Consider the following 23,654-nt stretch of genomic DNA (forward strand, 5'->3'; position numbering starts at 1 on the left):
GTCTTCTTCTTCGTCACAGAGACAAGTACTACTCGGTCCCGGCCGAGCCCGCATCGGCCGCGTCGTCGCCGGGCTCCTCGGTGGTCTCGTCGACCGGCACCAGCGAGATCTTGCCGCGGTTGTCGATGTCGGCGATCTCCACGCGCAGCTTGTCGCCGACGTTCACCACGTCCTCGACCTTGGCCACCCGCTTGCCGTTGCCCAGCTTGGAGATGTGCACCAGGCCGTCGCGGCCGGGCAGCAGCGAGACGAACGCGCCGAAGGCGGTGGTCTTGACGACCGTGCCGAGGAAGCGCTCGCCGACCTTTGGCAGCTGCGGGTTGGCGATGGCGTTGATCGCGTCGATCGCGGCCTGCGCCGACGGGCCGTCGGTCGCGCCGACGAACACGGTGCCGTCGTCCTCGATGGAGATGTTGGCGCCGGTGTCCTCGGTGATCTGGTTGATCACCTTGCCCTTGGGCCCGATCACCTCGCCGATCTTGTCGACCGGGATCTTGATCGCGGTGACCCGCGGCGCGTACGGGCTCATCTCGTCCGGGGTGGCGATGGCCTCGGCCATCACGTCCAGGATGGTGGTGCGCGCGTCGTGCGCCTGGCTCAGCGCGCCGGCCAGCACCTGCGAGGGGATGCCGTCCAGCTTGGTGTCCAGCTGCAGCGCGGTGACGAACTCGCGGGTGCCCGCGACCTTGAAGTCCATGTCGCCGAAGGCGTCTTCGGCGCCGAGGATGTCGGTCAGGGCAACGTAGCGGACCTCGTCCTCGCCCTGGTCATTGGTGATGGTGTCGGACACCAAGCCCATGGCGATACCGGCGACCGGCGCCTTCAGCGGCACACCGGCGTTCAGCAGCGACAGGGTGGAGGCGCACACCGAGCCCATCGAGGTGGAGCCGTTGGAGCTCAGCGCCTCGGAGACCTGACGGATGGCGTACGGGAAATCCTCCTGGCTGGGCAGCACCGGGATCAGCGCCCGCTCGGCCAGCGCGCCGTGGCCGATCTCGCGGCGCTTGGGCGAACCGACGCGGCCGGTCTCACCGGTGGAGAACGGCGGGAAGTTGTAGTGGTGCATGTAGCGCTTGCTGGTCTCCGGGCCGAGCGAGTCGACCTGCTGGGCCATCTTCACCATGTCCAGCGTGGTGACGCCGAGGATCTGGGTCTCACCGCGCTCGAACAGCGCCGAGCCGTGCGCCCGCGGCACGACCGCGACCTCGGCCGACAGCGCGCGGATGTCCGCCAGACCGCGGCCGTCGATGCGGAAGCCGTCGGAGAGGATGCGCTGGCGCACCAGCTTCTTGGTGACCGAGCGGAACGCCGCGCCCAGCTCCTTCTCGCGCCCGGCGAAGTCGTCGCCGAGGCGATCGAGCACGGCGAGCTTGATCTCGTCGATCTTCTCCTCGCGCTCCTGCTTGCCCGCGATGCTCAGCGCCTCGCCCAGCTCGCGCTTGGCGGTGCCCTCGACGGCCTCGTACACGTCCTGGCCGTACGGCGGGAAGAGCGGGAACTCTTCGGTGGGCTTGGCGGCCAGTTCGGCCAGGTCCTGCTGCGCGCGGCAGAGGCGGGCGATGAACGGCTTGGCGGCCTCGAGCCCCTCGGCCACGACGGCCTCGGTCGGGGCCTGCGCGCCGCCGTCGAGCAGCGCGATGACGTTCTCGGTCGCCTCGGCCTCGACCATCATGATGGCGACGTCACCGGACTCGACCACACGGCCCGCGACGACCATGTCGAACACGGCGTTCTCGAGCTGCTCGGTGGTCGGGAACGCCACCCACTGCCCCTCGATCAGCGCGACGCGCGCACCGCCGACCGGGCCGGAGAACGGCAGGCCGGCGAGCTGGGTGGACGCGGACGCGGCGTTGATCGCCACCACGTCGTAGAGATCCTTCGGGTCCAGGCTCAGCACGGTGACCACGACCTGGATCTCGTTGCGCAGACCGTCGACGAAGGACGGACGCAGCGGACGGTCGATCAGGCGGCAGGTGAGGATCGCGTCGGTGGTGGGACGGCCCTCGCGGCGGAAGAACGATCCGGGGATGCGGCCCGCGGCGTACATCCGCTCCTCGACGTCGACCGTCAGCGGGAAGAAGTCGAACTGCTCCTTGGGCTGCCTGCCCGCGGTGGTGGCCGACAGCAGCATGGTCTCGTCGTCCAGGTAGGCGACGACCGAACCGGCGGCCTGCCGGGCCAGGCGCCCGGTCTCGAACCGGACGGTGCGGGTGCCGTAGGCGCCGTTGTCGATCAGCGCGACGGATTCGAAAACGCCCGGCTCGACCTCGACGGCGGAGCTCTTGCGTTCAGTTGTTTCGGTCATTCTTCTCTCTCAACCTCTCGTCTTCGCCGGCTCGAGCGCCCGGTGGGCGCGATCCGGCTGTCGTCAGCCGTACCGGGTACGGGCGCGCGGCAACCCTCCTGGCTGCGACGCGCACACCCGGCCGAATCCCCTTGGAGACGGCGACGCGGAGGCGGTCATCGATCGAAGCCCGACGGCGCGAATCCACGGCCGAAAGGCCACTACCGAAGACCGACGCCACGCGGGCGGGTGCATACGGCTGTGCAATGTTGTCGTGCGACGGGACAGATCCGCCCCTGATCCACAAGTAGCCAACGAAAAGATTGTACGTCTCCCCGTTCGCCGAGCTATCGACCGCCTCGGCTACGGCACGGATGGAGCTATCACTCGAGCCCTCGAACCGCCGCGGGAATCAGGCCCCAGAGCATCGATCGAGCACCCGGTTCAGCCCCGCACGGCCACGCGACTCACCGGCACCCAGCCAACAGGTGGCGCGAACATCGAGTGGCACGGTCTCCCACCCGCGACGCGTCGGCCCCGCTCCGGCTTTCGAGCGTCAGCGAGACCGAGCATTGCTTTGTTCGCGGCCAGGTGCTGCGGTTTTCGCGCTGCGTTGCCGCTCGGCTCAACTCCCGTTTTCGAGCGGAGCGAGATCGAGCATTGCCCGTTCGCGGCCCGGCTCGCGTCCGAGCGGCCGACGCGTCCGCGACGAAGTCGCCAGCGGCGGTCGCTCGGACGCGAGCCATCAGGGGGCCGCGAACACGCAGCGCCGCAGGCGCTGCAATTACCTACGCAGCCCGAGGCGCTCGATCAGCGCACGGTAGCGGTTGATGTCGTTGTCCTGCAGGTACTTCGACAGCCGCTTGCGACGACCGATCAGCGCCATCAGACCGTGGCGGGTGTGGTGGTCGTGCTTGTGCTTCTTCAGGTGCTCGGTGATGTCGGCGATCCGCTTGGACAGCAGCGCGATCTGCGCCTCCGGCGAACCGGTGTCCTTCTCGTGCAGGCCGTACTCGGCGAGAATCGCCGACTTCTGCTCGGTGGTCAGTGCCATGGGGCATCCACTCCTGTTTCTCAGTTCCGCGCTCGAAGATCCGGTTACCCGGTGCGGGCGCCGCCGCGGACCGCAGCAAACCCGAGGATCCACCCTACCGGACCAGGACGTCTCCGCCGAAATCGCGGGCCGGTTCCCCGCATGCGGGCCCGGCGCTCACCGATCGTCGACGGCGGTCAGGATCTTGCGCGCGGTCTCCACATCGCGGCCCATGGTCTCGATGAGCTCGTCCACCGAGTCGAACTTGCGCTGGCCGCGGACGTGTTCGACGAAATCGACCGCGACGTGCTGGCCGTAGAGGTCGGCCTCGCGGTCGAGCACGTACGCCTCGACCGTGCGGGCCCGGCCGGAGAAGGTCGGGTTGGTGCCCACCGAGATGGCGGCCATGGCCCGCTCGCCCGGTGTGACGGTGCCGATCGTGGGGCCTGGGCCGAGCACGGTGAACCACCCCGCGTACACGCCGTCGGCCGGGATCGCGGCGTGCATCGGCGGCGCGACGTTCGCGGTCGGGAAGCCGAGCTGCTTGCCGCGGCCGTCGCCGTGCACCACCACACCCTCGACCCGGTGCGGGCGGCCCAGCGCCTCGGCCGCGGCCGCCATGTCGCCCGCGTCGACGCAGGCGCGGATGTAGGTCGAGGAGAAGGTCACCGCGTGTTCGCTGAGCAGTGTGACCGCATCGACCTCGAAACCGAAGCGGTGACCGAGTTCGCGCATGGTCTCGACCGTCCCGGCGGCCTTCTTGCCGAAGGTGAAGTTGTCACCGACCACCACCTCGACCACGTGCAGACGCTCGACCAGCAGATCGTGGACGTAACGGGCGGGGGTCAGCTTCATGAATTCCTGGGTGAACGGCATGACGCAGAACACGTCGACGCCAAGTTCCTCGGCCAATTCGGCGCGGCGGGTCAGGGTGGTCAGCTGAGCCGGATGCGAGCCGGGGCGCACGACCTCCATCGGGTGCGGGTCGAAGGTCATCAGTACCGCGGGCACGCCGCGTGCGGCGGCGGACTTCACGGCCCGGCTGATCAGCTGCGCGTGGCCGCGGTGCACACCGTCGAACACACCGATCGTGAGGACACAGCGCCCCCAATCCGCGGGCACCTCGTCGAGACTTCGCCATCTCTGCACAGTGCGCAGCCTACGCATATCAGGTAGCGAACAGTATTCCGGCGTGCTGACGTCACACAACGGTTCCGATGCCGGGAACCGACGAGCTATCCCGGGGTGCAGGGGGCCTCGGCCCGTCCGCACCGTCTGCCCTGCGGGGAGCACGCAGATCGCGTGATCACAACGGATCCGCCTTCCGGGGGATGCCCGCCCGTATCCGGGAGATAGCCGAGCGATGACCGCGCCCGCCCGCATGGCGTGGATCGTTGCGCCGCAACGTCGCGGTTCGCGACATCGCCGACGGAAAACTTCGCCCGCCCGAAACGCACCGGACGGATTCCCGAAAGAGCGGGTACATCCACGGTTTTCCGTGCTCGAGAAGCTCGTCTCGCCCCAGTGGCGGGAATGGTCTAGCGTCCGAATTCGTCGGCGACGGAAGTGCCCCCGGAGTAGCCATGAAAAGCGCAGTCAAGCAGGTTCGTGTGATCAACCCGTCCGATTCGGCCGAGACAATCGGGCGGCAGCGACAACGCCTCGTCCCCTGCGTCACCACCGAAACCTGTGGCGCGACCGGCATCTCGGCGGGCATGGTCAACATGGCTCCCGCCGGGGTATCGAAAGCGCATTACCACGCGCACAGCGAGATCGTCGTCGTCTGCTTACGCGGTAGCGCGGTCACGCTGGTCGGTCCGGACCTGACGCCTTATTTCCACGGTCCCGGCGAGTTCATCTACATTCCGGACGGTGTCGTGCATGTCGCGGTGAACTTGGCCGAGGCCGACGACCTCGTCGCGCTGGAAATGCGAACCGATCCGCTGTTCAACGACGACGTGGTGCTGACGCCGGAATACGACGCCCGCGTGCCGGAAGTCGTTGCCCGCCTGCGCCGTGACCGGGCCGGTTCGTGAGATGGCGCTCGTCAGACGCAGCAGCGGCGCGGCCGCGGTGGCCAGCGGGCCGATCGACGACATCTTCGCCGCGCTCGCAGGGCGCCCTGACGTCGTCTCCTTCGCCGTCGGGGCGCCGGACCCGGCACTGCTGCCCGGCGAACTCGTCTCGACGCTGTCCCAGGACGTCATCGGCAAGTACGGAAGCGCCGTTCTCCAGTACGGCATGACCCAGGGATTCGGCCCGCTGCTGGATGAAGCCCGAAACCTTTTGCGCAACCGCCATATTCGATGCGCACTGGATAGCCTGCATATCTCCACGGGCGGATCCGGCGCATTGCACAACATCTGTCTGGCGCTGCTGGACCCCCATGACGTGGTACTGGTGGAAACCCCGACCTACGGGCCCGCGGTCAAAGAATTCCGTAGCCACGGCGCCACCGTTGTGGGGGTGCCGTCGGACGAATCCGGAATCGTGCCGGAAGCGCTGGATGAAGCACTGGCCCGATATGACGTCGCATTCGTGTACCTCTTGCCGACTTTCCAGAACCCGACCGGGCGAACCATGCCGACCACACGGCGCGAACAGATCGCCCGGATCGTCGCTCGTCACGACACGCTGGTGGTCGAGGACGACGTCTATACCGACCTGCGCTACCGCGGCGTGTCACCGCCTGCGCTCGCGTCGTTCGCACCGGAGAATTCGATCTACATCACCTCGCTGTCGAAAACGCTTGCCCCGGCACTCCGTGTCGGCATCACCGTCATGCCTCCGGATCTCTTGCGCAGTGTGCTCGCCCTGAAACAGGGCATCGATATGCAGACGTCGACGTACTGCCAGGCGATTGCCGCCGAGTTCCTGGGCAGCGCGGCGGGGGCGGCGCACCTCGCTCACGTCGTCGAGGTCTACTCGGCCAAATTGGACACCCTGGCCGATGCCGTGCAGCGGCACTTTCCGCCCGGCTTCCAGTGGGTCACGCCCGAGGGCGGGATGTTTCTGTGGGTCGAGGGCCCGCAGGGGTTCGACGCCGACGCGCTGCTGGGCACGGCGCTGCGGGAGGGCGTCGCCTTCCTGCCGGGAAGCGTCTTCTACGCCGACGACGCCGACCACCGCAACACGATGCGGCTGAGCTTCGCGAACGTGCCGCGGGCCGATATCGACGGTGGCATCGCGAAGCTGGCCGCCCTCTGCGCGGACGCCATATGAGTGATCAGCATCCGATCCTCGGCACCTGGGAGGTGATCGCCGACGGGGCCCCGTTCGCCTACCACGTGATGCAGTTCCATCCCGGCGGGACGATGCTGCAATCGAATCCGGACCGGGGCAATCGCGCCACCAGCGACAGCAACGGCATGGGCACGTGGCGTTCCGATGGAGACCGCGTCACCGGTGCGTTCCTGGAGTTCGTCGTCGATCGAGCCGACCCCGCCGTGGTCGGCAAAGGGATCGTCGCGTTCGAACTCGACGTGACCGGCGACCGGTTCTCCGGATCAGCCATAGCAACGTTTTATGACCTCGCGGGTGCGCCGCTGCGGCCGCCCGCGACCGCGCTGCTGACCGGCCGGAGATTCGATGGCACGGCGTTCACCGACCGCGGGGATTCGCGCGCTCGGGATGTCTGACTGTGTATATCGGCACCGCCCCGCCTAAGCTCGGGTGTGTGCCCGGTAAACGAGATATCGCCACGCGACGCGAGCTGGCCGACACCTCTGTGCCAGGCGAAGCCCACGGTGGTACCACGACTATCGCGCCGGTGCTCTCCTCGGTCGCCCAGGACTATCTGAAGGTGATCTGGACGGCGCAGGAGTGGTCGCAGGAGAAAGTGTCCACCAAGTTGCTCGCGGAGCGAATCGGCGTGTCCGCCTCGACCGTCTCCGAAGCGGTGCGCAAGCTGGCCGACCAAGGGCTGGTCGAGCATGCCCGCTACGGTGCGATCGCCCTGACCCCCGAAGGGCGCCGCGCCGCCGTCGCGATGGTGCGCAGGCACCGGTTGATCGAGACGTTCCTGGTCAACGAGCTCGGTTACGGCTGGGACGAGGTGCACGACGAGGCCGAGGTGCTCGAGCACGCGGTCTCCGAACTGCTGATGGCGCGCATCGACGCCAAACTCGGCTATCCCGACCGCGATCCGCACGGCGACCCGATCCCCTCGGTGGACGGCGCGGTGCCCACCCCGCCCGCGCGCCGGCTCAGTGACTTCGCCGCGGGCGAATCCGGCCGCGTCGCCCGGATCTCCGACTCGGACCCGGACATGCTGCGCTACTTCGACTCCGTCGGCATCGCCCTGGACACCACCATCGCGGTCGTCGAACGCCGCGACTTCGCCGGCACCATCGCCATCCGCATCGGCGCGACGGAGTCACCGACCGACTTGGGCCGCCCCGCCGCCGAGGCGATCTGGCTCACCAGCTGACCGTTCCGGTGTATCCGCGGCCAGCCGGTCGTCGAGTGTGGCCCGCATCCGGCTCAGGAAGTCCTCGAACTGCCGCAGCACTTCCGGCGGATACTCGGCGAGGACGGCGTCCTGGCGCGCGTTGAGCGGACCGAAGTACTCGTCCCCGATCTGCTTGACGGATTCGCTGCTGCGCAGGGTGACCACCCTCCGGTCGGCGTGCTCCCGAGTCCGGGTCACATAGCCCGCGCGCTCGAGGCGGTTCAGCAACGCGGTCATGGCGCCCGAGGTGAGCCGGATACGTTTGCCGAGCAGCGCGGGTGACAGCGGCGTGCCCATCGCCTCCGCCGACGAGATCTCCAGCAGCGCAAAGGCATCGGTGGTGTGCACCCCGAGTTCGACGGCGAAGCGGCGGCCTAGCTCGGTGAAGCTCGCACCATAGGCACGCAGCCCTTCGACGAGCCGCTCCCGCTGTTCGGCGATGCCGTCGCGCCCCTGCTTCGCCATTCGGTTTCTCCTCCTCGTCCGCGTGGTCCCGGATTGACAACCTACCCGCCGAAAATTATCTTCATCGTGAAGTTACTTCACCATGGAGGTAAATTGGACACCACGGATCGCCCGCCCGCACGCGTCTGGCTGGGCCTGATCGCCGTCTCCCTCGGCGTCGCCTTGATCGTCGTGGACATCACGATCGTCAACGTGATCGTCGCGCCGATCATCGAGGACCTGTCGATAACCTCGATCGAAGCCCAATGGATCCAGGAGTCGTATGCGATCGTCTTCGCCGCGTTGCTCCTGCTCAGCGGACGCCTCGCCGACCTGCACGGCGCCCGCAAATTCTTTCTGATCGGCCTATCGGTATTCGGACTCACCAGCCTGCTGGCGATGATCGCGCCGAACGGCACACTGCTCATCGCGGCCCGGTTCGCCCAAGGCATCGGCGGGGCGATGATCCTGCCGACCTCGCTGGCACTGGTGAACACCGCCTTCACGGGCAAGGCGCGCGGACAGGCCTTCGCGATCTGGGGGTCGACGATCGGCGCCGCCGCGGCGGTGGGGCCGTTGCTGGGCGGGTGGCTCGCGGACTTCTCTTGGCGCTGGGCGTTCGGGATCAACATCCCGCTCGTCGCGGTGGTCGCCCTCGGCGTTCTGCGGTCTCTGCCCGCCGCACCGCGTATTCCCGGCCGCGTCGACCGGGTCGGCGCCGCCCTGTCCGTGGCCGGGCTCGGCCTGCTGGCATTCGCGCTGATCGAAGGCAGGTCGCACGGCTGGGTACGGACTGTCGAACCGCTCACCATCGGTGAATTCACCTGGCAAAGTGGCCCATCGCCGGTACTGATCGCCCTGCTGGCCTCGGGACTCGCGATGGCAGCTTTCTGGCGCAGGCAGGTGGCGCTGCGGCGTGGCGGCGGGGAGCCCCTGATGGACGTCGAACTGTTCGGCATCTCCTCGTTCCGCACCGGCAACGTGGTCACGCTCATCGTCGGACTCGGCGAGTTCGGCATCATCGCGGTGCTGCCGCTGTGGCTGCAATTCACGCTGGACTACAGCGCCTTCCAGGCCGGGCTCGCGCTCGTGGCCCTCGCGGCCGGCAGCTTCTGCGCCAGTGGAGCCAGCTTCTCGCTGCGCCTCTCGGCGCTCGCGCAGGTACGGATCGGGCTGCTGCTCGAGGTGGGCGGACTGGTGCTGCTCGGCCTGATCGCGGCGACCGAGACCCGCTGGTGGGCGATCGCGGTCGCCTTGTTCGTCTACGGGATCGGCGTGGGGTTCGCCACCGCGCAGGTGACCAATGTGGTGCTGGCCGACGTTCCGATCGAACGCGCGGGTCAGGGGTCGGGCATTCAGAGCACGGCGCGTGAGCTGGGTTCCGCGCTCGGTATCGCGGTGCTCACGACGCTGTTCTTCAGTGTGCTCGGCACCGGCCTGCGCGATCGGCTCGCGGGATCACCGGACGCGGATCAGCTCAGCGAAAGCGTGACCGCCAGTGCGGGTTCGCAGATACCGGCGCTCGCGACCGACCCGTCGACCGCCCTGGCCGCCGACGCCGCGCGGGACGCGATGAGCAGCGGCCTGTCGATCGCCAGCTACGCGTGTGCCGCACTCCTGTTCTTGGCGCTGGCGGCGACCGCGTTCATCTCCGCCGACACCGACTCGCCCGCTCCTGCCTCCACGGCCCCTGCCACCTGATGTGCCGTTGCTGTCGAGCGGTACCCGGCTGTAGGCGTTCTCCGTTCTGCCGCGGCCGGGTATCGCTCGACCGGTATTCTGCGATAGCGCTGGGGTGCCGGCCGGGTCGATCAGCTCGAAGGACCGGTGGTCGTTCGGCCCCCCGGTGGTCCGGACGAGCCTCGCGGGCAACCGAAATCTTTGCTGTCGAACCGTATTTTTCGCAGAACGGGTCAGGTGCGGGCGGTGGTGGTGGGTCGGCGGATCAGCTCGGCGGCGCGGGTGGCGATGGCGCTGCCGAGGTCGGTGGTGGTGGCGGTGCCGCCGAGGTCGGGGGTCAGGACCTCGCCCGCGGCGAGCACGTCGCCGACCGCTCGGTCGATCGCGGCAGCCGCGGCGGACTCGCCGAGATGATCGAGCAGCATGGCGCCCGCCAGGATCTGCGCGACCGGATTCGCGATCCCCTGACCGGCGATGTCGGGAGCGCTGCCGTGCACGGCCTCGAACATCGACGGGGCACTGCGGTCCGGATTGATGTTGCCCGACGGCGCCAGGCCCAGCCCGCCGGTGACCGCGGCGGCCAAGTCGGAGAGGATGTCGCCGAACAAATTCGAACCGGCGATGACGTCGAGCCGGTCCGGGTGCAGCACGATTTCGGCGGCCAGCGCGTCGACGTGCATCTGGCGCGTGGTCACCTGCGGGTACTCGGCGGCGACTCGATCGAAGACACTGTCCCAGTAGGGCATCGAGTGGATCAGCCCGTTCGATTTGGTCGCCGAGCAGAGGCGCCCGCGACGTTCCGCGGCTCGGTCGAAGGCGTAGCGAATGATCCGTTCGCAGCCGACGCGGGTGAACACCGATTCCTGCAGCACGAACTCGTCGGGACGGCCCGGATTGTGTATGCCGCCGATCTCGGAGTACTCGCCCTCCGAGTTCTCCCGCACGATAAGGATGTCCAGGTCGGCGGCCGTCCGGTCGCGTAGCGCCGATCGGGTGCCGGGCAGCAACCGCACCGGCCGCAGGTTGACGTACTGACCGAAGGCGCGGCGTAGCGGGATCAGCAGGCCCCACAGCGAAACATGATCGGGCACCCCTGGAAAGCCGACCGCGCCGAGCAGGATCGCGTCGAATCGGGTGAGCCGGTCCGGACCGTCGACGGGCATCATCGCGCCGGTGCGCAGGTATTGCTCGCAGGACCAGTCGAATTCGGTCCACTCGATACCCGGCAGCACCGCGTCGAGCACTCGCACCGCCTCCGCGGTCACGTCGACGCCGATGCCATCGCCTGGGATGGTCGCGATCCGGTATCCGCTCACCCGGGGTTCCTCTCCGCTTGCGCCCCCGCACTGGCGTCTCCAGCCGGGCTGTGGTCCTGGTTCCGACTATCCGTGGTCATCGGCTGGAAGGCGCGCGGCTCGGCAAACCGGCTCACAACTTCACTCCGATGTACTTGGTCTCCAGGAATTCATCGATTCCGGTCAGCCCACCCTCGCGTCCGAGCCCGGACTCTTTGACGCCACCGAACGGCGCGGCCGGATTCGACACCACACCCTGGTTGAGTCCCACCATGCCGGTCTCCAGCGCCTCGCATACCCGCAGCCCGCGCCGCAGGTTCTCGGTGAACACGTAGCTCACCAGCCCGTACGGTGTGTCGTTGGCCCGGTCGACCGCTTCGTCCTCGGTGTCGAAGACGCCGATCGCGGCGACCGGGCCGAAGATCTCGGTGTGGCACAGTTCGGCGTCGTCGGGGACGTCGACCAGCACTGTCGCCGGGTAGAAGGTGCCGGGACCGTCCAGCGCCGTCCCTCCGATGAGCACCGTGGCCCCGCGAGCGCGGGCGTCGTCGACAAGGCGCTGCACCTTGGCGACGGCGTCGGCGTCGATCAACGGGCCGACCACCACGTTCGGTTCGGTCCCGCGACCCATCGGCAGCGCCGCCATCCGATCGGCGAGCCTGCGTGCGAAGACGTCGGCGACGCCGCGCTGGACCAGAATGCGGTTGGCGGCGGTGCATGCCTGGCCGATATTGCGCATCTTCGCCGCGAGCGCGCCCTCGACCGCCTCGTCCGGATCGGCGTCGTCGAATACCAGCAGCGGGGCGTTGCCGCCGAGTTCCATCGAGGTGCGCATCACCGTCTGCGCGCACTGGGCGAGCAGTTGTTTGCCGACCGCCGTCGAACCGGTGAAGGACAGCTTGCGTGAGCGCTGGTCGCGGATCAGTGGCGTCATCACCGCGGCGGGGTCGGCGGTCGTGATCACGTTGACCACCCCGGCGGGCAGCCCGGCGGCGGCCATGATCTCGGCCAGCGCCAGCATCGAAAGCGGTGTCTGCTCGGCAGGTTTCACCACGCAGGTGCAGCCTGCGGCGAGGGCGGGAGCGATCTTGCGCGCCCCCATGGCCATCGGGAAGTTCCACGGCGTGATGAGCAGGCTGGGGCCGACCGGCTGCCTGGTCACCAGGAAGCGGGAGCCGCCGGTCGGCGCGGGCAGGTACCCGCCGTCCAAGCGCACGGCCTCCTCGGCGAACCAGCGGAAGAACTCCGCGGCATAGGCGATCTCGCCGCGCGCCTCGGCCAGCGGTTTGCCCATCTCCAGCGTCGCGATCAGCCCGAGCCGCTCGGTCTCGGCCAGCAACGCGCGGTGGACGCGCATGAGCAGGTCGCTGCGCTCTCGCGGTGGGGTGCGCGCCCACTCCGGTTGCGCAACGCACGCCGAGTCCAAGGCCGCGAGGCCGTCGGCGGAGTCCGCGTCGGCGACCGAGCAGAGCAGTTCGCCGGTCGCGGGATCGAAGACAGGGAGCGATCGGGCGGTCGCACGCCACTCACCGTCGATGAACAGGCCGCGCGGCACCGTGTCGATCGCGGCTCGTTCGGCTGTGCTCAGGGGGCTTTCGGTGAGCATCGTCGGTAGCTCCTCTCGACCGGGCGGCGTTCGGCCATTGCTGCGACCCGTGCGGCCATGTTATGCATATTGTCGACAATCCGACAATAGACAATCACGCCACTCACCCCACCCGCTCCGGGAGGCGAATCACCATGACCGAGCTATCGCCCGTCCTGAAACAGGCCACTCCGGTGACCGTCGACCACGGGTCGGGGTGCTATCTCTACGGCACCGACGGACGCCGATACCTGGACTTCACCGCCGGTATCGGCGTGACCAGCACCGGCCACTGCCACCCGCACGTGGTCGCGGCGGCGCAGGCGCAGGTCGCCTCGCTGATCCACGGCCAGTACACGACCGTCCTGCACCGGCCGCTGCTGGAACTCATCGACCGCCTCGGCACGGTGCTGCCGGAGGGGTTGGACGCGCTGTTCTTCGCCAATTCCGGTAGCGAGGCAGTCGAGGCGGCGCTGCGGCTGGTACGCCAGGCGACCGGACGGCCGAACGTCATCGTCTTCCACGGCGGTTTCCACGGCCGTACCGTCGCAGCCGCCACGATGACGACCTCCGGCACCCGGTTCTCCGCCGGATTCAGCCCGCTCATGCCGGGCGTGCACGTCGCGCCCTTCCCCACCGCGTTCCGCTACGGCTGGAGCGAGCAGGAGGCCACCGCCTTCGCGCTGCGCGAACTCGACTACCTGTTCACCACGCTCACCTCCCCCGCCGAGACCGCCGCATTCCTCGTGGAGCCCGTGCTCGGCGAGGGCGGCTACATCCCCGGCAACACCGAGTTCTTCCGCGGACTGCGGGAACGCGCGGACCGGCACGGCATCCTGCTGGTCTTCGACGAGATCCAGACCGGCTTCGGACGTACCGGAAAGTTCTTCGGCCATCAGCACTTCGGTGTGCGGCCGGACGTGATCACCATCGCGAAAGGGCTGGCCAGCGGGTTCCCGCTGTCGGGTATCGCGGCGCCGCGCGAGCTGATGGCGCGGGCATGGCCCGGCTCGCAGGGCGGCACCTACGGCGGCAACGCGGTGGCGTGCGCCGCGGCGATCGCCACGCTGGACGTCATCGAATCCGAAGGGCTGGTGGAGAATGCGGCGGCCAGGGGCGCGCAGTTGCTGCGCGGTCTGCGCGACAGCGCCACCAAGGCGATCGGCGACGTGCGCGGTCTCGGACTGATGGCGGGCGCCGAATTCACCACGGCCACCGGCGAACCCGATCCGGTCACCGCCGCGGCCGCGCAGCGCGCCGCGGTGGCCAAGGGACTGCTGCTGCTGACCTGCGGCGCGCAGATGAACGTGGTGCGGATGATTCCGCCGCTGATCGTGACCGACACTCAGATCGAGGACGCGCTCGCCATCTGGTCGGAGGTCCTCGCCGAGCTGTAGCCCGGCGACCACCGCCGGTGCCCCGCCGCGCCTGTGCGGCGACCCGGCCGGTGTCCTCGCCCGCTATTCCTGCCCGGCAAACTCCGCCGTTGTCCCCGACTCCACCCGTGCCTGCCCGGCGGGTACAAATCAGGAAGCAGGACCGCATGGCCCGCTACATCACCATCACTCTCACCAAGGCCGCGGTAACCTGCCGCGCCCGTTTGCTCGATGAGGAGGCGCCGCGCACCTGTGCGGCGGTGTGGAACGCGCTGCCGCAGGAAGGCGACGCGTTCCACGCCAAGTACGCCCGCAACGAGGTGTACACCCTGCTCCCGCGGATCGGCGCGGCCCCGCATCGGGAGAACCCGACCGTCACGCCGATCCCCGGCGACGTGTGCCTGTTCGATTTCGAACCGTGGGAGATCGGCAATCCGGCCTACGGCTACGAACCCGGCTCCGCGGCCGAGCACGAGCACGGCGCCACCGACCTCGCGCTGTTCTACGGCCGCAACAATTTGCTGATCAACGGCGACCTCGGCTGGGTGCCCGGCAACGTCTTCGCCACGATCGAGGAAGGCCTGGCCGAGATGGCCGCGGCATGCAACACCCTGTGGCTGCACGGAGTCCAAGGCGAAACACTCGCCTTCGCCCGCGCCTGACCGAACGAACCCGTGGCCCCGCGGCACCCGCGGGGCCACTCCGGTTCAGGAGGCCAGCACGAATTCGGCGTAGCGGGCCACTGCCAGCACCAAATCGTCGGAGTGACGCGGACCGACGATCTGCAGCCCGACCGGAAGACCAGCGGGTGTGGCGCCCGCCGGGATGCTGATCGCGGGCTGCTGGGTGAGGTTGAACGGGTAGGTGAACGGCGTCCACTGCGGCCAGCTGCGCAGCCCGCTGCCGGGCGGCACGTCGTGGCCCGCCGCGAACGCGGGAATCGGCACGGCCGGAGTGATCAGGACGTCGTAGTCGGTATGGAACGCCCCCATGGTTATGCCTAGCTGCGCCGCCACGTTGCGGGCGGCGAGATAGTCGACGGCGCTGACGGTTTCGCCGCGCTCCCACACCGCGCGCAGTCCCGGGTCGACCCGCTCACGCGTCCCCTCCGGGAAGCCGGACAGCATGGTGGCCGCCCCCGCCGCCCAGAGCAGTTCGAAGGCCTCACGCGGATCGCCGAAGCCGGGATCGGCGGCGCTGACGAGCAATTCGGCCTCGGCGAGGCGGGCCACCGCCGCGTCGACGACCGCGGCGACGTCGGTGTCGAGCTCGGCATAGCCGAGCGTGGGCGAGTACGCCACGCGCAAACCGCGAACGTCGCGTTGCATTTCGCCGCGGAAGGCAGCGACCGTGGGGGCAAGCGCGGTCGGGTCGCGCGGATCGGGGAGCGACAGGATGTCCATCAGCAGCGCCGCGTCCTCGACGGTGCGGGTCATCGGGCCCGCGTGTGCCAGCGGACCGAAAGGGCTGGCCGGGTACAGCGGAATCCGGCCATAGGTGGGCTTGAACCCGACGATGCCGCAGAAGGCGGCCGGAATGCGCACGCTGCCACCGCCATCGGTGCCCACCGAGACCGGCCCCATGCCCGCCGCGACGGCCGCGGCGCTGCCGCCGGAGGATCCGCCCGCTGTGGTGGACGGGTCGGCGGGGTTGCGCGTGATGCCGGTCAACGGGCTGTCGGTGACCGCCTTCCACGCGATCTCCGGGGTGGTGGTCTTGCCCAGGAAGACCATGCCGTCCTCGCGCAGCCGCGCCGCCACCGGGCTGTCCACCGGCCACGGCCCAGCCGGGTCGATCGAGGTGGATCCGCGCCGGGTGGGCCAGCCCTCGGTCAGGAAGACGTCCTTGATCGAGATCGGCACGCCGTCCAGCAGTCCGCGGGCGTGCCCGGACTGCCAGCGCGCCTCGGAATCCTTCGCCTGCACCAGGGCACGATCGGGATCGACGAGGCAGAACGCGTTGAGCGCGCCGTCACGATCGGTGATCGCCCGCAGGATCGCCTCGGTGGCCTCGACCGGCGACAGGGCGCCGGCCGCGTAGGCGGAGACCAGTTCGACCGCTGTCATCGCGGTCGGATCGGTGGGAGAGTTCATGTCGGGGTAGCTCATGGATGGGCTCCTTCAGCTGGGTACGTACCCCAGCCTTTTGTCGACCACGTTGTCCAGCGGGCGTCCGGTGATCCATTTGTCGAAGTTCTCGGCGAACGTGTTGACGATCTCGGTGCGCCATCCGACGACGTCACCGGAGTTGTGCGGGGTGATCCGGACATTCGGCAGTTCCCACAGGGGGTGATCGGCCGGTAATGGCTCGGGATTCACCACATCGAGCGCCGCCGCGGCGATCGATCCGGTGCGCAACGCGGCGACGAGATCGTCGGTCACAACGAGTTCCCCGCGGCCCACGTTGACAAACCTGGCGTGCGGCCGCATCGCGGCGAAAGCGGTGGCGTCGAACATATTCCTGGTCTGTTCGGTCAGCGGGGCGATCGCGATGACGTAGTCGGCCCGGCCCAGTTCGGCGTGCAGATCGGTGGCGACGACGCCGAAATCCGGGTCCCCGGAGCGTTCGCGCCTGCCCACCGCCCGCACCGTCATCCCGACCGCGCGCAGCAAGCGGGCGATGTGGCGTCCGATCGAGCCGGTGCCGACGATCAGCGCGTTCGTGCCCGCGACGCGCTCGGATTCCCGATGACGCCACTCGTGCCGCTGCTGCAACAGCAGCGATCCGGACAGGTCCTTGGCGAACCCCAGAATCTGTCCGAGTACGTATTCCGCGATCGCCGAGTCGAAGAGGCCGCGGGTATTGGTCAGCACCACAGCACTCTCCCGCAGTTCGGGAAACATCGCCGGGTCGACGCCGGTCGACCCCATGTGCACCCAGCGCAGCCGGTCGGCGGCATACCACGCGCCGGGCAGCGCGCGAGTGCGAAAGTCATAGACGAACAACACTTCTGCTCCGCGCAGGGCGTCCGCGAGGCCGGAGGCCTCCGTGTACCGGACCGTGGCACGGTCTGCCACCTGGGCCATGCGGTCGATGTCGGGCACACTGTCACTGTGCAGGACGGTGACAATCGGGCCCTGATCCACATTGACACACTAAGATCACATCGTATGATTGTCAACAATCCGATCGTGTTCGGAGGTCGTCCCGGCTGAGCGCGAGAGGGGCCGCAGTGGATCTGAGCTTTCCCGACCTGGAGGGCCCCGTCGCGCAACGGGGCATCGGGATCATCGCTCCGTTCGACCTCGCACTGGAACGGGAGCTGTGGCGCTGGGCGCCCTTGGAGGTCAGCCTGCACCTGGCCCGCACTCCCTATGAACCGGTGCCGGTGTCGCTGGAGATGGCCGAGCTCGTGTCCGATGCGGCCCACCTGACCGCGGCCACTCGCAACGTCTTGCACGTGGAGCCCGAGGTGGTGGCCTACCTGTGCACGTCGGGAAGCTTCATCAAGGGCCTGGCCTACGAGAAGTCGCTGCGCGAGACCATCTGCCGGGCCGGGGCGCAGGACGCGGTCACCACGTCGGGCGCGTTGCTGGAGGTGATCCGCCATTTGCAGCTCACCCGGATCTCGGTACTCACCCCCTACGACGAGATCCTCACGCACAAGCTGCACGAATTCCTCGCCGAGGCCGGGTGCGCGGTGGTGCGCTCCGATCACCTCGGGCTCGGTGGCGGCATCTGGAAGGTCAGCTACCGCACCATCGCCGAACGCATCGCCGGCGCCGACGATCCCACCGCGCAGGCAGTCTTCGTCAGCTGTACCAACCTGCCGACCTACGACGTCATCGAGCCGCTCGAACAGGCGCTCGGCAAACCCGTGCTCACCGCGAACCAGCTGACCATGTGGGCCTGCCTCGGCCGGATGAAGCTGCCGATGATGGGCCCGGGCAAGTGGCTACTCAACGTTTTCTGAAGGAAGAACATCGCATGCACGCACCCACCGTCGGCTTCATCTACCCCGACCACGCGGCCGAGGGCGACTACCCGCTCGCGGCGGCGGCCCTCGGCGCACACCTGCCGGTAGCCCACATCTACGGCACCGATCTGCACGCCGTCCCCGAACTGCTCGAACTGGGCAGCCCGGAGAAGTTGCGCGTCGGCGCGGCACTGCTCGCCCGGCACCGGCCCGACGCGGTGGTCTGGGCCTGTACCTCCGGCAGTTTCGTCTACGGACCCACGGGCGCTCGCGAGCAGGTGCGCGCACTGGCCGGGGTGGCGGGCGTCCCCGCGACCAGCACCAGTCTCGCCTTCGTCGATGCCGTGCGAATGCTCGGGTTGCGTTCCGTCGCGGTCGCGGCCAGCTATCCCGACGACGTCGCCCGGCTTTTCGTGGCATTCCTCGCCGACGCGGGCATCGACGTCGTCTCGATGTCCAGCGCCGGTATCGACACCGCCGCCGAGGTCGGCACGCTCACCCCGGCCCAGGTGTTGCGGCTGGCGGTCGACAACGACCACCCGGACGCGCAGGCGCTGCTCGTTCCCGACACCGCTATGCACACCATGGCGGTGCTGCCGGACCTGGAAGCTACGCTGGGCAAACCGGTGCTGACAGCCAATCAGGTCACGATCTGGGCAGGCCTGCGGCTGGCCGGCGCCGACCCGGTCGTTCCCGGGTTCGGCACCTTGTTCGCGGAAAGGCAGATCGATGTCCGTCGTTGATTTCGAGCCGGTGAACCGGCAGTCGACCGCGGAGATGATCGCCGATCGGCTCCGCGAGGCAATCATGCGCGGCAACCTCCCGCCGGGATCGCAGCTCGGCGAAGCGGATCTCGCCGCGCAGTTCGCCGTCTCGCGCGGGCCGGTGCGCGAGGCCATGCAGCGCTTGGTGTCCGAGGGCCTGCTGCACAGCATCCGCCACCGCGGGATCTTCGTCATCGAACTGAGCCTCGACGACGTCATCGACATCTACCGGGCCAGAACGGCGCTGGAAGGCGGCGCGCTGGAGCTGATCCTGGACGGCCGCCGCCCCATCGCCTACGAGGCACTCGGACCCAGCGTCGAGGAGATGGTGGCGTGCGCCGAACGCGGTGACGCGGTCGGGGTGTCCGACGCCGACCAGGCCTTCCACGAGGCTCTGGTGGAGAGCGCGGCCAGCCCGCGGCTGGTGCGCGCCGCCCGCACCTTGCTGATCGAGACGCGAATGTGCCTGGGCGCCTTGCAAACCACCTACCCCGACCTCCGCGAACAGGCCCGCGAACACGTCGACCTGCGCGAGGCGATCGCCACCGCCGCGCCCGCCCGAGCTCGCGCCCTCCTCGTCGAGCACATGGACGACGCCGTGCAGCGCCTCCGCCACCAGATCGGCAGTTAGGCGGCTGCCTCGCCTACGCTCGGCCCGGCGCGGGCTATCGACGAACTACGTCCGGCTGCGCCTGTTCTGCGGCTGCCTCTGCTTTCGCTCGGCCCGCCACAGGCCACCGACGAACGCCTCCGGCTACGCCGTTCATGCGGCTCTCTCGGGGGGCCGCGGCCCGGCTAACGAGAGAGGAAATCGAGCAGCGTGCGGAATTCCGCGAGCGACAGATAGCCGTCGCCATCGCGGTCGGCCGCGGCCAGCAAGGCGTCGGCCGGTTCGTCGATGCGGCCTGCGCCGACGTGGCGGATGAGCGATTCGAGTTCCTCCACCGAGATGCGGCCGTCGCCGTTGACGTCGAAGACCTTGAAGGCGGCGTCGGCGTCGGTTACCTCGATGCGGCCACCGGCCAGCGCGGCGTCGAATTCCGCACGGGAGACCAGGAAGTCGCCGTTGGTGTCAGCGGCGGCAACCATCCGCTCGACCGCCTCCTCATCGACCTCCAAGCCGAGCTCTCGGATACCCGTCGTGATATCCGCCACCGAGACGAGTCCGTCGCCGTCCCGGTCCCACAACCCGAACGTATCGACCGGTCGTTCACTCATCGCCCACTACCTTCGCCGCCACTGCCAACCCGTGGCCGCCACTGGACTCCGCGTACGACGGCCACCGCACACACTGTACGGATTCCATTGGGGCGGTGCGGCTCCGATTCGCAGTGGGCAACGCCCAGCCGCTCGGGCGCGCATGGTCGGTCCATGGGCTACATCGACTCGATGATCGCCGTGATGGCAGCCGAGTTGGTGTAATCCTGGCCCCTAAGACGGGCGATGGAGATCGCCATGACATCGCGCATGTTCTTGACGACTTCGATGTCCTGCTCGAGGACTTCTTTCAGGGAATGGTCGGCGTCGCTGGCCTGGCTCCGAAATTTCGCCTCTAGCGCTCGAGCCATGTCGAAATCGCCGAAGCCCGACACCGTCTCGACCCGCCAAACGAGCGCGATCATTTCTTCCAAGTCCTCGATACGTTTGGTACAGGCCGAAAGGCAGGCCCGCGCCGCTTCCTCATCATGCAAATAGAGTTCCCCAGCCCTCGCCTGCGCGGCCAATTTCTGCCAGTTCGCGGCACCACTCACCGGAACTCCCCTCCCTCTTGATCGCTATTCAGGCAGACTCGGAACGACCGCTTCACCTACGCGGGCAAGCGTCGCGCACGGATCCTCCGGATTGTCGTCGGACACACGTCCCAACACCTGGAGGTGCACCGCACCCTGCCCGGCGGAGAAGACGACATTGCATCCACGGTCCCAGTTCTCCGACCGAAATTCTGTCCCCGTGCGCCCAGCTATCGTGACATCCCGCTGGCCGGTGTTGCCCGCCTTGCCCGAGATTTCGGCGGGCGGCTTAGCTGTCGAGTAGACGGTTATCGAGTAGCGCTTGCCCTTCCACCCACATATCTCCCACCCGGACTGGTGTACGCCCGCGATCCCGCTCTCCTCAGTGGCCGGGTCGACCCCCGCAGCCCGCAACGCGCTGTCGGGGATGCCGGTGCAGGGGTTGAACAGGACTGCTGAGACTGTGGTTGTGCTGGGCTGAGGATCACCGTCCGCGGAATCACACCCGGCCAACGCCGCCCCGGCGACCAACAGGCCCGCTACGAGGACTGCGCCTGTGATCGGCCGCATGCCTACCCCCTGCTTACTAGTGCGCCAATCGATCGTCCTCAGCGACTATACCGGCATCGCAACACAGGAAACCGAGCAGCACCAGCGTGATTCGGCGGCCACTTCCGCCCTCTCGACCCGGAACGGCTCAGATTGTGCCGACAGGAGTAGACGACGGCCGACTGCTCGTGAAGCGGTTCGACTGGTCAGGCAGGCCGGGTGAATCCGTTGTTCTTCACGCCTGCGGTAAAGGCGTCCCATTCGCCCGGCGCAATGACCAGTGCCGGGCCGGTCGGGTTCTTCGAATCACGGACACCAACGTGACCAGCATCGAGCCAGGCGACTTCGACGCATTCCTTCTGGGAGCTGCTTCGACTGGACTTGAACCACTTCGCCCTGGATAGGTCGATGCTCACCCGGCATACTCCTTCGCTACTTCCAGGATCAGCCGCCTGGACTTGCCTGGATCCAACGCTACACGGCTGATCTCACGGAGTGCATGACGATACCGTTCCACCTCGGCGTCACGTTCTAGGTACAGATCGCCCGCATACTCCTCCACATAGACGATCGGCGGCTCTACGATCTTGGACTGCGGCAGCGCTGGAAACTCCAAGAGGAAGAACGACCCCACAAGCGAGCCGAGATGACTCGGCGCCGCAAAGGGCACCACACGAATTGAAACATTAGGGAGCTCAGCCATTTTTGCCAGATGCCGCATCTGACCTTCCATCACCGCCGATCCGCCGACCTGGTCGCGTAATACGGCTTCTGACAGCAGAACATCAACGGTGAAGTCGGGCTTTTCCAGGAGCGCTTGTCTGCGTGTTGCCAGCTCGATGCGCTTCTCGATCTGCTCTGGGGGCACCCCTGGCGACTCGGTCCAGGCCAGCGCGCGTCGGTACTCAGGAGTTTGCAGTAGCCCCGGAACGATCGTGACCTTCCATGCGGTCAGACGTCGTGCCGACTCCTCCAGCGCTAGATAGTGGTCGAAGTCCGTTGCGATTTCATCGGCATAGGCGCGCCAGTAGCCTCCACCGCGCTCCCGCGCAGCCCTGATCTCGTGCACGAATCCCAACAGCGCATGGCGTTCGGCATCGCTGGCACCGTAGAAGTCGCACAGAGCGTTCACCTGAAAGCTCGTGACACGAGTCGACTGGCCCTCCTCGATACGCCCAATCGACTGGGGCGACAGCTCGGCCACTCTCGCGGCTTCAGCCTGCTTGATCTTCTTCGCTTCTCGCAGCCGCCGCAGCTCACGGCCGAGGGCGCGACGAGACAGTGTGCTGCCAGGAACGCTCATTTCGTAAGCCTCGCTATCTATTGACCCAATTATTGGAACGGCTCAGATGGGGGCCTCCGCGCAGGAAGTCTGGCATCAGGATATCTGCATCCCATGACTGAGGATTCCAATTCCCTTCTCCTAAGTGTGTACTCGTGTCACTCGACAGTCGTGAAGGCACATCGAGAGCGCGAACGGAGCCTGTCACCCCGACGGTCTTCCTCGCTCTCCCAACTGTTCTGAGCGCGGTCACCGCCCAGACCGTCGGCTCATTCGAAAGCACCACCACAGAAGGCACGATGCCGTGACAAATATTGAAGGAACACAAGCAAATACACCACCGCACAGCGACACTCGCCCGAAGGCGTTGGGGCTGGTGCGGGCTGACGTATCGGGGCTGGCTGCACCTCGGCACGCGGTTGCCGTTCGGCGGCATGCCCATTCGCTCGGCTATCAGTACGTGTACACAGTGCGGCCCCCGCATGGGTGTGCTGATCCGGTCGGGTTCGTGCTCGGTATCGCCGCCGGGCTGAATGTGGCGGCGATCGTGGTCTACGACCTGGCCCAGGTCGATGACCGGCCCGCGCGGGTGTGCGAGGACTTCGACCTGGAAACGGTATGTCCGCCGGTCACGTGGGCACGTGTCGCCGCACCGGCCGTTGAGGAGGTGTCGGGGCGATGAACCGAGATGCTCTGATCACCCCGCCCGAGGTTTGTGGGCATGCTGATGTGCTTCTGGCGCATGAGCAGATGCGGGCGCACCGGACCTGTCGCGTCGAGCGTTGCGTGTGGAAAGCGGCGGCCTTTCGCACGCTGGTGTCGGCGGGAAAGCTGACACCGCAGGCGGTCAGCCCGCGTGAACGCGCCGCCGCGCGGGGCATACCGTTTCCGCGCCACGAGCCCGGTCCTGCCGACTCGATTCCGTCCGCACGAACGCTACGTGAAGTACTGGAACGGCTTTCGGAATTGACGACGCCACCGGAACCGTCGGGGTGGTGAAAGGCCGTTGCATCGGACGACAGTCGGCGACGCCCACGCCGGATGGCGACTGGTGGGGCATCGCATCGAGATCCTCTTCCTGCGCGACGAGCGCGACACGACACCCGCCTACCGGCTGCGCAACGACGGCCACATGGTGCCGATTCCCTTGGGCCAATGCGGGCTTGTCGCCTTCGACGAACGCGGGTTGCCGGATCTGGCGCAAGTGCGGGAATGGTTCCCCCGCCACTTCCGGCTCTGGGACGCCGTCCGCAAGCACTACTGGCG

General features: G+C 67.9%; 25 protein-coding genes. 12 read left to right on the plus strand and 13 right to left on the minus strand.

Translation table 11 applies throughout. The features are described from left to right. Positions 1-28: 28 nt before the first annotated feature. The 3 genes from ACWPXK_RS16645 to ACWPXK_RS16655 form a co-directional block, all read right to left on the minus strand. Positions 29-2,305 (minus strand): polyribonucleotide nucleotidyltransferase, encoded by a 2,277-nt coding sequence (locus tag ACWPXK_RS16645; protein ID WP_454197006.1) that lies wholly within the window; start codon positions 2,303-2,305, stop codon positions 29-31. A 763-nt stretch (positions 2,306-3,068) separates the two neighbouring features. Then, complete coding sequence (rpsO, locus tag ACWPXK_RS16650) at positions 3,069-3,338, minus strand: 30S ribosomal protein S15 (protein WP_159839097.1); 270 nt, start codon at positions 3,336-3,338, stop codon at positions 3,069-3,071. A gap of 156 nt (positions 3,339-3,494) precedes the next feature. Continuing rightward, on the minus strand, positions 3,495-4,466 hold the full coding sequence (locus tag ACWPXK_RS16655) for a bifunctional riboflavin kinase/FAD synthetase (RefSeq protein WP_454197007.1): 972 nt from the start codon (positions 4,464-4,466) through the stop codon (positions 3,495-3,497). Positions 4,467-4,900: 434 nt separating this feature from the next. On the opposite strand from ACWPXK_RS16655, the gene ACWPXK_RS16660 reads away from it, so the two are divergent. The 4 genes from ACWPXK_RS16660 (at position 4,901) to ACWPXK_RS16675 (ending at position 7,746) form a co-directional block, all read left to right on the plus strand. Continuing rightward, complete coding sequence (locus tag ACWPXK_RS16660; protein WP_454197008.1) at positions 4,901-5,353, plus strand: cupin domain-containing protein; 453 nt, start codon at positions 4,901-4,903, stop codon at positions 5,351-5,353. Position 5,354: 1 nt separating this feature from the next. Next, complete coding sequence (locus ACWPXK_RS16665; protein ID WP_454197009.1) at positions 5,355-6,539, plus strand: aminotransferase-like domain-containing protein; 1,185 nt, start codon at positions 5,355-5,357, stop codon at positions 6,537-6,539. After that, positions 6,536-6,955 (plus strand): hypothetical protein, encoded by a 420-nt coding sequence (locus tag ACWPXK_RS16670; RefSeq protein ID WP_454197010.1) that lies wholly within the window; start codon positions 6,536-6,538, stop codon positions 6,953-6,955. Before ACWPXK_RS16665 ends, ACWPXK_RS16670 begins: the two co-directional genes overlap by 4 nt. Positions 6,956-7,044: 89 nt before the next feature. Beyond that, positions 7,045-7,746, plus strand: a complete 702-nt coding sequence (locus ACWPXK_RS16675; protein WP_454197066.1) for a metal-dependent transcriptional regulator — start codon at positions 7,045-7,047, stop codon at positions 7,744-7,746. Here the strand turns inward: ACWPXK_RS16675 and ACWPXK_RS16680 are convergent. Further along, positions 7,693-8,232 (minus strand): MarR family winged helix-turn-helix transcriptional regulator, encoded by a 540-nt coding sequence (locus ACWPXK_RS16680; RefSeq protein ID WP_454197011.1) that lies wholly within the window; start codon positions 8,230-8,232, stop codon positions 7,693-7,695. The genes ACWPXK_RS16675 and ACWPXK_RS16680 overlap by 54 nt on opposite strands. A gap of 93 nt (positions 8,233-8,325) precedes the next feature. On the opposite strand from ACWPXK_RS16680, the gene ACWPXK_RS16685 reads away from it, so the two are divergent. Next, a complete protein-coding gene (locus tag ACWPXK_RS16685) occupies positions 8,326-9,912 on the plus strand; it encodes a DHA2 family efflux MFS transporter permease subunit (protein WP_454197012.1) in 1,587 nt (528 codons plus the stop codon). Positions 9,913-10,124: 212 nt separating this feature from the next. Here ACWPXK_RS16685 and ACWPXK_RS16690 read toward each other — a convergent pair whose 3' ends face one another. Continuing rightward, a complete protein-coding gene (locus tag ACWPXK_RS16690; protein ID WP_454197013.1) occupies positions 10,125-11,207 on the minus strand; it encodes a tartrate dehydrogenase in 1,083 nt (360 codons plus the stop codon). Between the two features lie 112 nt (positions 11,208-11,319). Further along, on the minus strand, positions 11,320-12,792 hold the full coding sequence (locus tag ACWPXK_RS16695; RefSeq protein ID WP_454197014.1) for an NAD-dependent succinate-semialdehyde dehydrogenase: 1,473 nt from the start codon (positions 12,790-12,792) through the stop codon (positions 11,320-11,322). A gap of 134 nt (positions 12,793-12,926) precedes the next feature. Here ACWPXK_RS16695 and ACWPXK_RS16700 point away from each other — a divergent pair, with 134 nt between their 5' ends. Together ACWPXK_RS16700 and ACWPXK_RS16705 are read left to right on the plus strand one after the other, a co-directional pair. After that, positions 12,927-14,168, plus strand: a complete 1,242-nt coding sequence (locus ACWPXK_RS16700) for an aspartate aminotransferase family protein (protein ID WP_454197015.1) — start codon at positions 12,927-12,929, stop codon at positions 14,166-14,168. 146 nt (positions 14,169-14,314) lie between these two features. Further along, positions 14,315-14,809, plus strand: coding sequence for a DUF3830 family protein (locus ACWPXK_RS16705; protein ID WP_454197016.1), 495 nt, complete (start codon positions 14,315-14,317; stop codon positions 14,807-14,809). A gap of 45 nt (positions 14,810-14,854) precedes the next feature. On the opposite strand, the gene ACWPXK_RS16710 is transcribed toward ACWPXK_RS16705, so the two are convergent. Further along, complete coding sequence (locus ACWPXK_RS16710; protein ID WP_454197067.1) at positions 14,855-16,240, minus strand: amidase; 1,386 nt, start codon at positions 16,238-16,240, stop codon at positions 14,855-14,857. Between the two features lie 27 nt (positions 16,241-16,267). Then, positions 16,268-17,233 carry a D-2-hydroxyacid dehydrogenase gene (locus tag ACWPXK_RS16715; protein ID WP_454197017.1) on the minus strand — a complete coding sequence of 322 codons (966 nt, stop codon included), beginning with the start codon at positions 17,231-17,233 and terminating at the stop codon, positions 16,268-16,270. Between the two features lie 86 nt (positions 17,234-17,319). Here ACWPXK_RS16715 and ACWPXK_RS16720 point away from each other — a divergent pair, with 86 nt between their 5' ends. The 3 genes from ACWPXK_RS16720 to ACWPXK_RS16730 are packed head-to-tail and all read left to right on the plus strand — an operon-like array spanning position 17,320 to position 19,458. After that, a complete protein-coding gene (locus tag ACWPXK_RS16720) occupies positions 17,320-18,060 on the plus strand; it encodes a maleate cis-trans isomerase family protein (RefSeq protein WP_454197018.1) in 741 nt (246 codons plus the stop codon). 14 nt (positions 18,061-18,074) lie between these two features. Further along, a complete protein-coding gene (locus ACWPXK_RS16725) occupies positions 18,075-18,806 on the plus strand; it encodes a maleate cis-trans isomerase family protein (protein ID WP_454197019.1) in 732 nt (243 codons plus the stop codon). After that, positions 18,793-19,458 carry a GntR family transcriptional regulator gene (locus ACWPXK_RS16730; RefSeq protein ID WP_454197020.1) on the plus strand — a complete coding sequence of 222 codons (666 nt, stop codon included), beginning with the start codon at positions 18,793-18,795 and terminating at the stop codon, positions 19,456-19,458. The genes ACWPXK_RS16725 and ACWPXK_RS16730 overlap by 14 nt, the downstream gene beginning before the upstream one ends. 164 nt (positions 19,459-19,622) lie before the next feature. Here the strand turns inward: ACWPXK_RS16730 and ACWPXK_RS16735 are convergent, their stop codons facing one another. The 5 genes from ACWPXK_RS16735 to ACWPXK_RS16755 all read right to left on the minus strand — a co-directional run bounded on the left by ACWPXK_RS16735 (position 19,623) and on the right by ACWPXK_RS16755 (position 22,409). Next, positions 19,623-20,045, minus strand: coding sequence for an EF-hand domain-containing protein (locus tag ACWPXK_RS16735; RefSeq protein WP_454197021.1), 423 nt, complete (start codon positions 20,043-20,045; stop codon positions 19,623-19,625). 158 nt (positions 20,046-20,203) lie between these two features. Continuing rightward, entirely contained in the window at positions 20,204-20,578 is a 375-nt protein-coding gene (locus ACWPXK_RS16740; protein ID WP_454197022.1) for a hypothetical protein, read from the minus strand. Between the two features lie 24 nt (positions 20,579-20,602). Next, positions 20,603-21,127, minus strand: a complete 525-nt coding sequence (locus tag ACWPXK_RS16745; protein ID WP_454197023.1) for a DUF3558 domain-containing protein — start codon at positions 21,125-21,127, stop codon at positions 20,603-20,605. A gap of 185 nt (positions 21,128-21,312) precedes the next feature. After that, positions 21,313-21,522, minus strand: coding sequence for a DUF397 domain-containing protein (locus tag ACWPXK_RS16750; protein WP_454197024.1), 210 nt, complete (start codon positions 21,520-21,522; stop codon positions 21,313-21,315). Beyond that, a complete protein-coding gene (locus tag ACWPXK_RS16755; protein WP_454197025.1) occupies positions 21,519-22,409 on the minus strand; it encodes a helix-turn-helix domain-containing protein in 891 nt (296 codons plus the stop codon). The genes ACWPXK_RS16750 and ACWPXK_RS16755 overlap by 4 nt, the downstream gene beginning before the upstream one ends. A gap of 487 nt (positions 22,410-22,896) precedes the next feature. Between ACWPXK_RS16755 and ACWPXK_RS16760 the strand changes: the two genes are divergently transcribed. Beyond that, complete coding sequence (locus ACWPXK_RS16760; RefSeq protein WP_454197026.1) at positions 22,897-23,070, plus strand: hypothetical protein; 174 nt, start codon at positions 22,897-22,899, stop codon at positions 23,068-23,070. Between the two features lie 324 nt (positions 23,071-23,394). Continuing rightward, positions 23,395-23,654 (plus strand): hypothetical protein (locus ACWPXK_RS16765; RefSeq protein WP_454197027.1); only part of this gene is annotated, 260 nt, incomplete at its 3' end.

It is taken from the genome of Nocardia sp. Marseille-Q1738 (genome assembly GCF_965283145.1).

What these genes read in the sequence shown, in the direction of transcription:
- ACWPXK_RS16745 (WP_454197023.1), bottom strand. Translation starts at nt 21,127, where the DNA reads ATGCGGCCGATCACAGGCGCAGTCCTCGTAGCGGGCCTGTTGGTCGCC.
- ACWPXK_RS16680 (WP_454197011.1), bottom strand. Translation starts at nt 8,232, where the DNA reads ATGGCGAAGCAGGGGCGCGACGGCATCGCCGAACAGCGGGAGCGGCTC.
- ACWPXK_RS16700 (WP_454197015.1), top strand. Translation starts at nt 12,927, where the DNA reads ATGACCGAGCTATCGCCCGTCCTGAAACAGGCCACTCCGGTGACCGTC.
- ACWPXK_RS16755 (WP_454197025.1), bottom strand. Translation starts at nt 22,409, where the DNA reads ATGAGCGTTCCTGGCAGCACACTGTCTCGTCGCGCCCTCGGCCGTGAG.
- ACWPXK_RS16660 (WP_454197008.1), top strand. Translation starts at nt 4,901, where the DNA reads ATGAAAAGCGCAGTCAAGCAGGTTCGTGTGATCAACCCGTCCGATTCG.
- ACWPXK_RS16695 (WP_454197014.1), bottom strand. Translation starts at nt 12,792, where the DNA reads ATGCTCACCGAAAGCCCCCTGAGCACAGCCGAACGAGCCGCGATCGAC.
- ACWPXK_RS16735 (WP_454197021.1), bottom strand. Translation starts at nt 20,045, where the DNA reads ATGAGTGAACGACCGGTCGATACGTTCGGGTTGTGGGACCGGGACGGC.
- ACWPXK_RS16730 (WP_454197020.1), top strand. Translation starts at nt 18,793, where the DNA reads ATGTCCGTCGTTGATTTCGAGCCGGTGAACCGGCAGTCGACCGCGGAG.
- rpsO (WP_159839097.1), bottom strand. Translation starts at nt 3,338, where the DNA reads ATGGCACTGACCACCGAGCAGAAGTCGGCGATTCTCGCCGAGTACGGC.
- ACWPXK_RS16670 (WP_454197010.1), top strand. Translation starts at nt 6,536, where the DNA reads ATGAGTGATCAGCATCCGATCCTCGGCACCTGGGAGGTGATCGCCGAC.
- ACWPXK_RS16725 (WP_454197019.1), top strand. Translation starts at nt 18,075, where the DNA reads ATGCACGCACCCACCGTCGGCTTCATCTACCCCGACCACGCGGCCGAG.
- ACWPXK_RS16645 (WP_454197006.1), bottom strand. Translation starts at nt 2,305, where the DNA reads ATGACCGAAACAACTGAACGCAAGAGCTCCGCCGTCGAGGTCGAGCCG.
- ACWPXK_RS16705 (WP_454197016.1), top strand. Translation starts at nt 14,315, where the DNA reads ATGGCCCGCTACATCACCATCACTCTCACCAAGGCCGCGGTAACCTGC.
- ACWPXK_RS16710 (WP_454197067.1), bottom strand. Translation starts at nt 16,240, where the DNA reads ATGAACTCTCCCACCGATCCGACCGCGATGACAGCGGTCGAACTGGTC.
- ACWPXK_RS16665 (WP_454197009.1), top strand. Translation starts at nt 5,355, where the DNA reads ATGGCGCTCGTCAGACGCAGCAGCGGCGCGGCCGCGGTGGCCAGCGGG.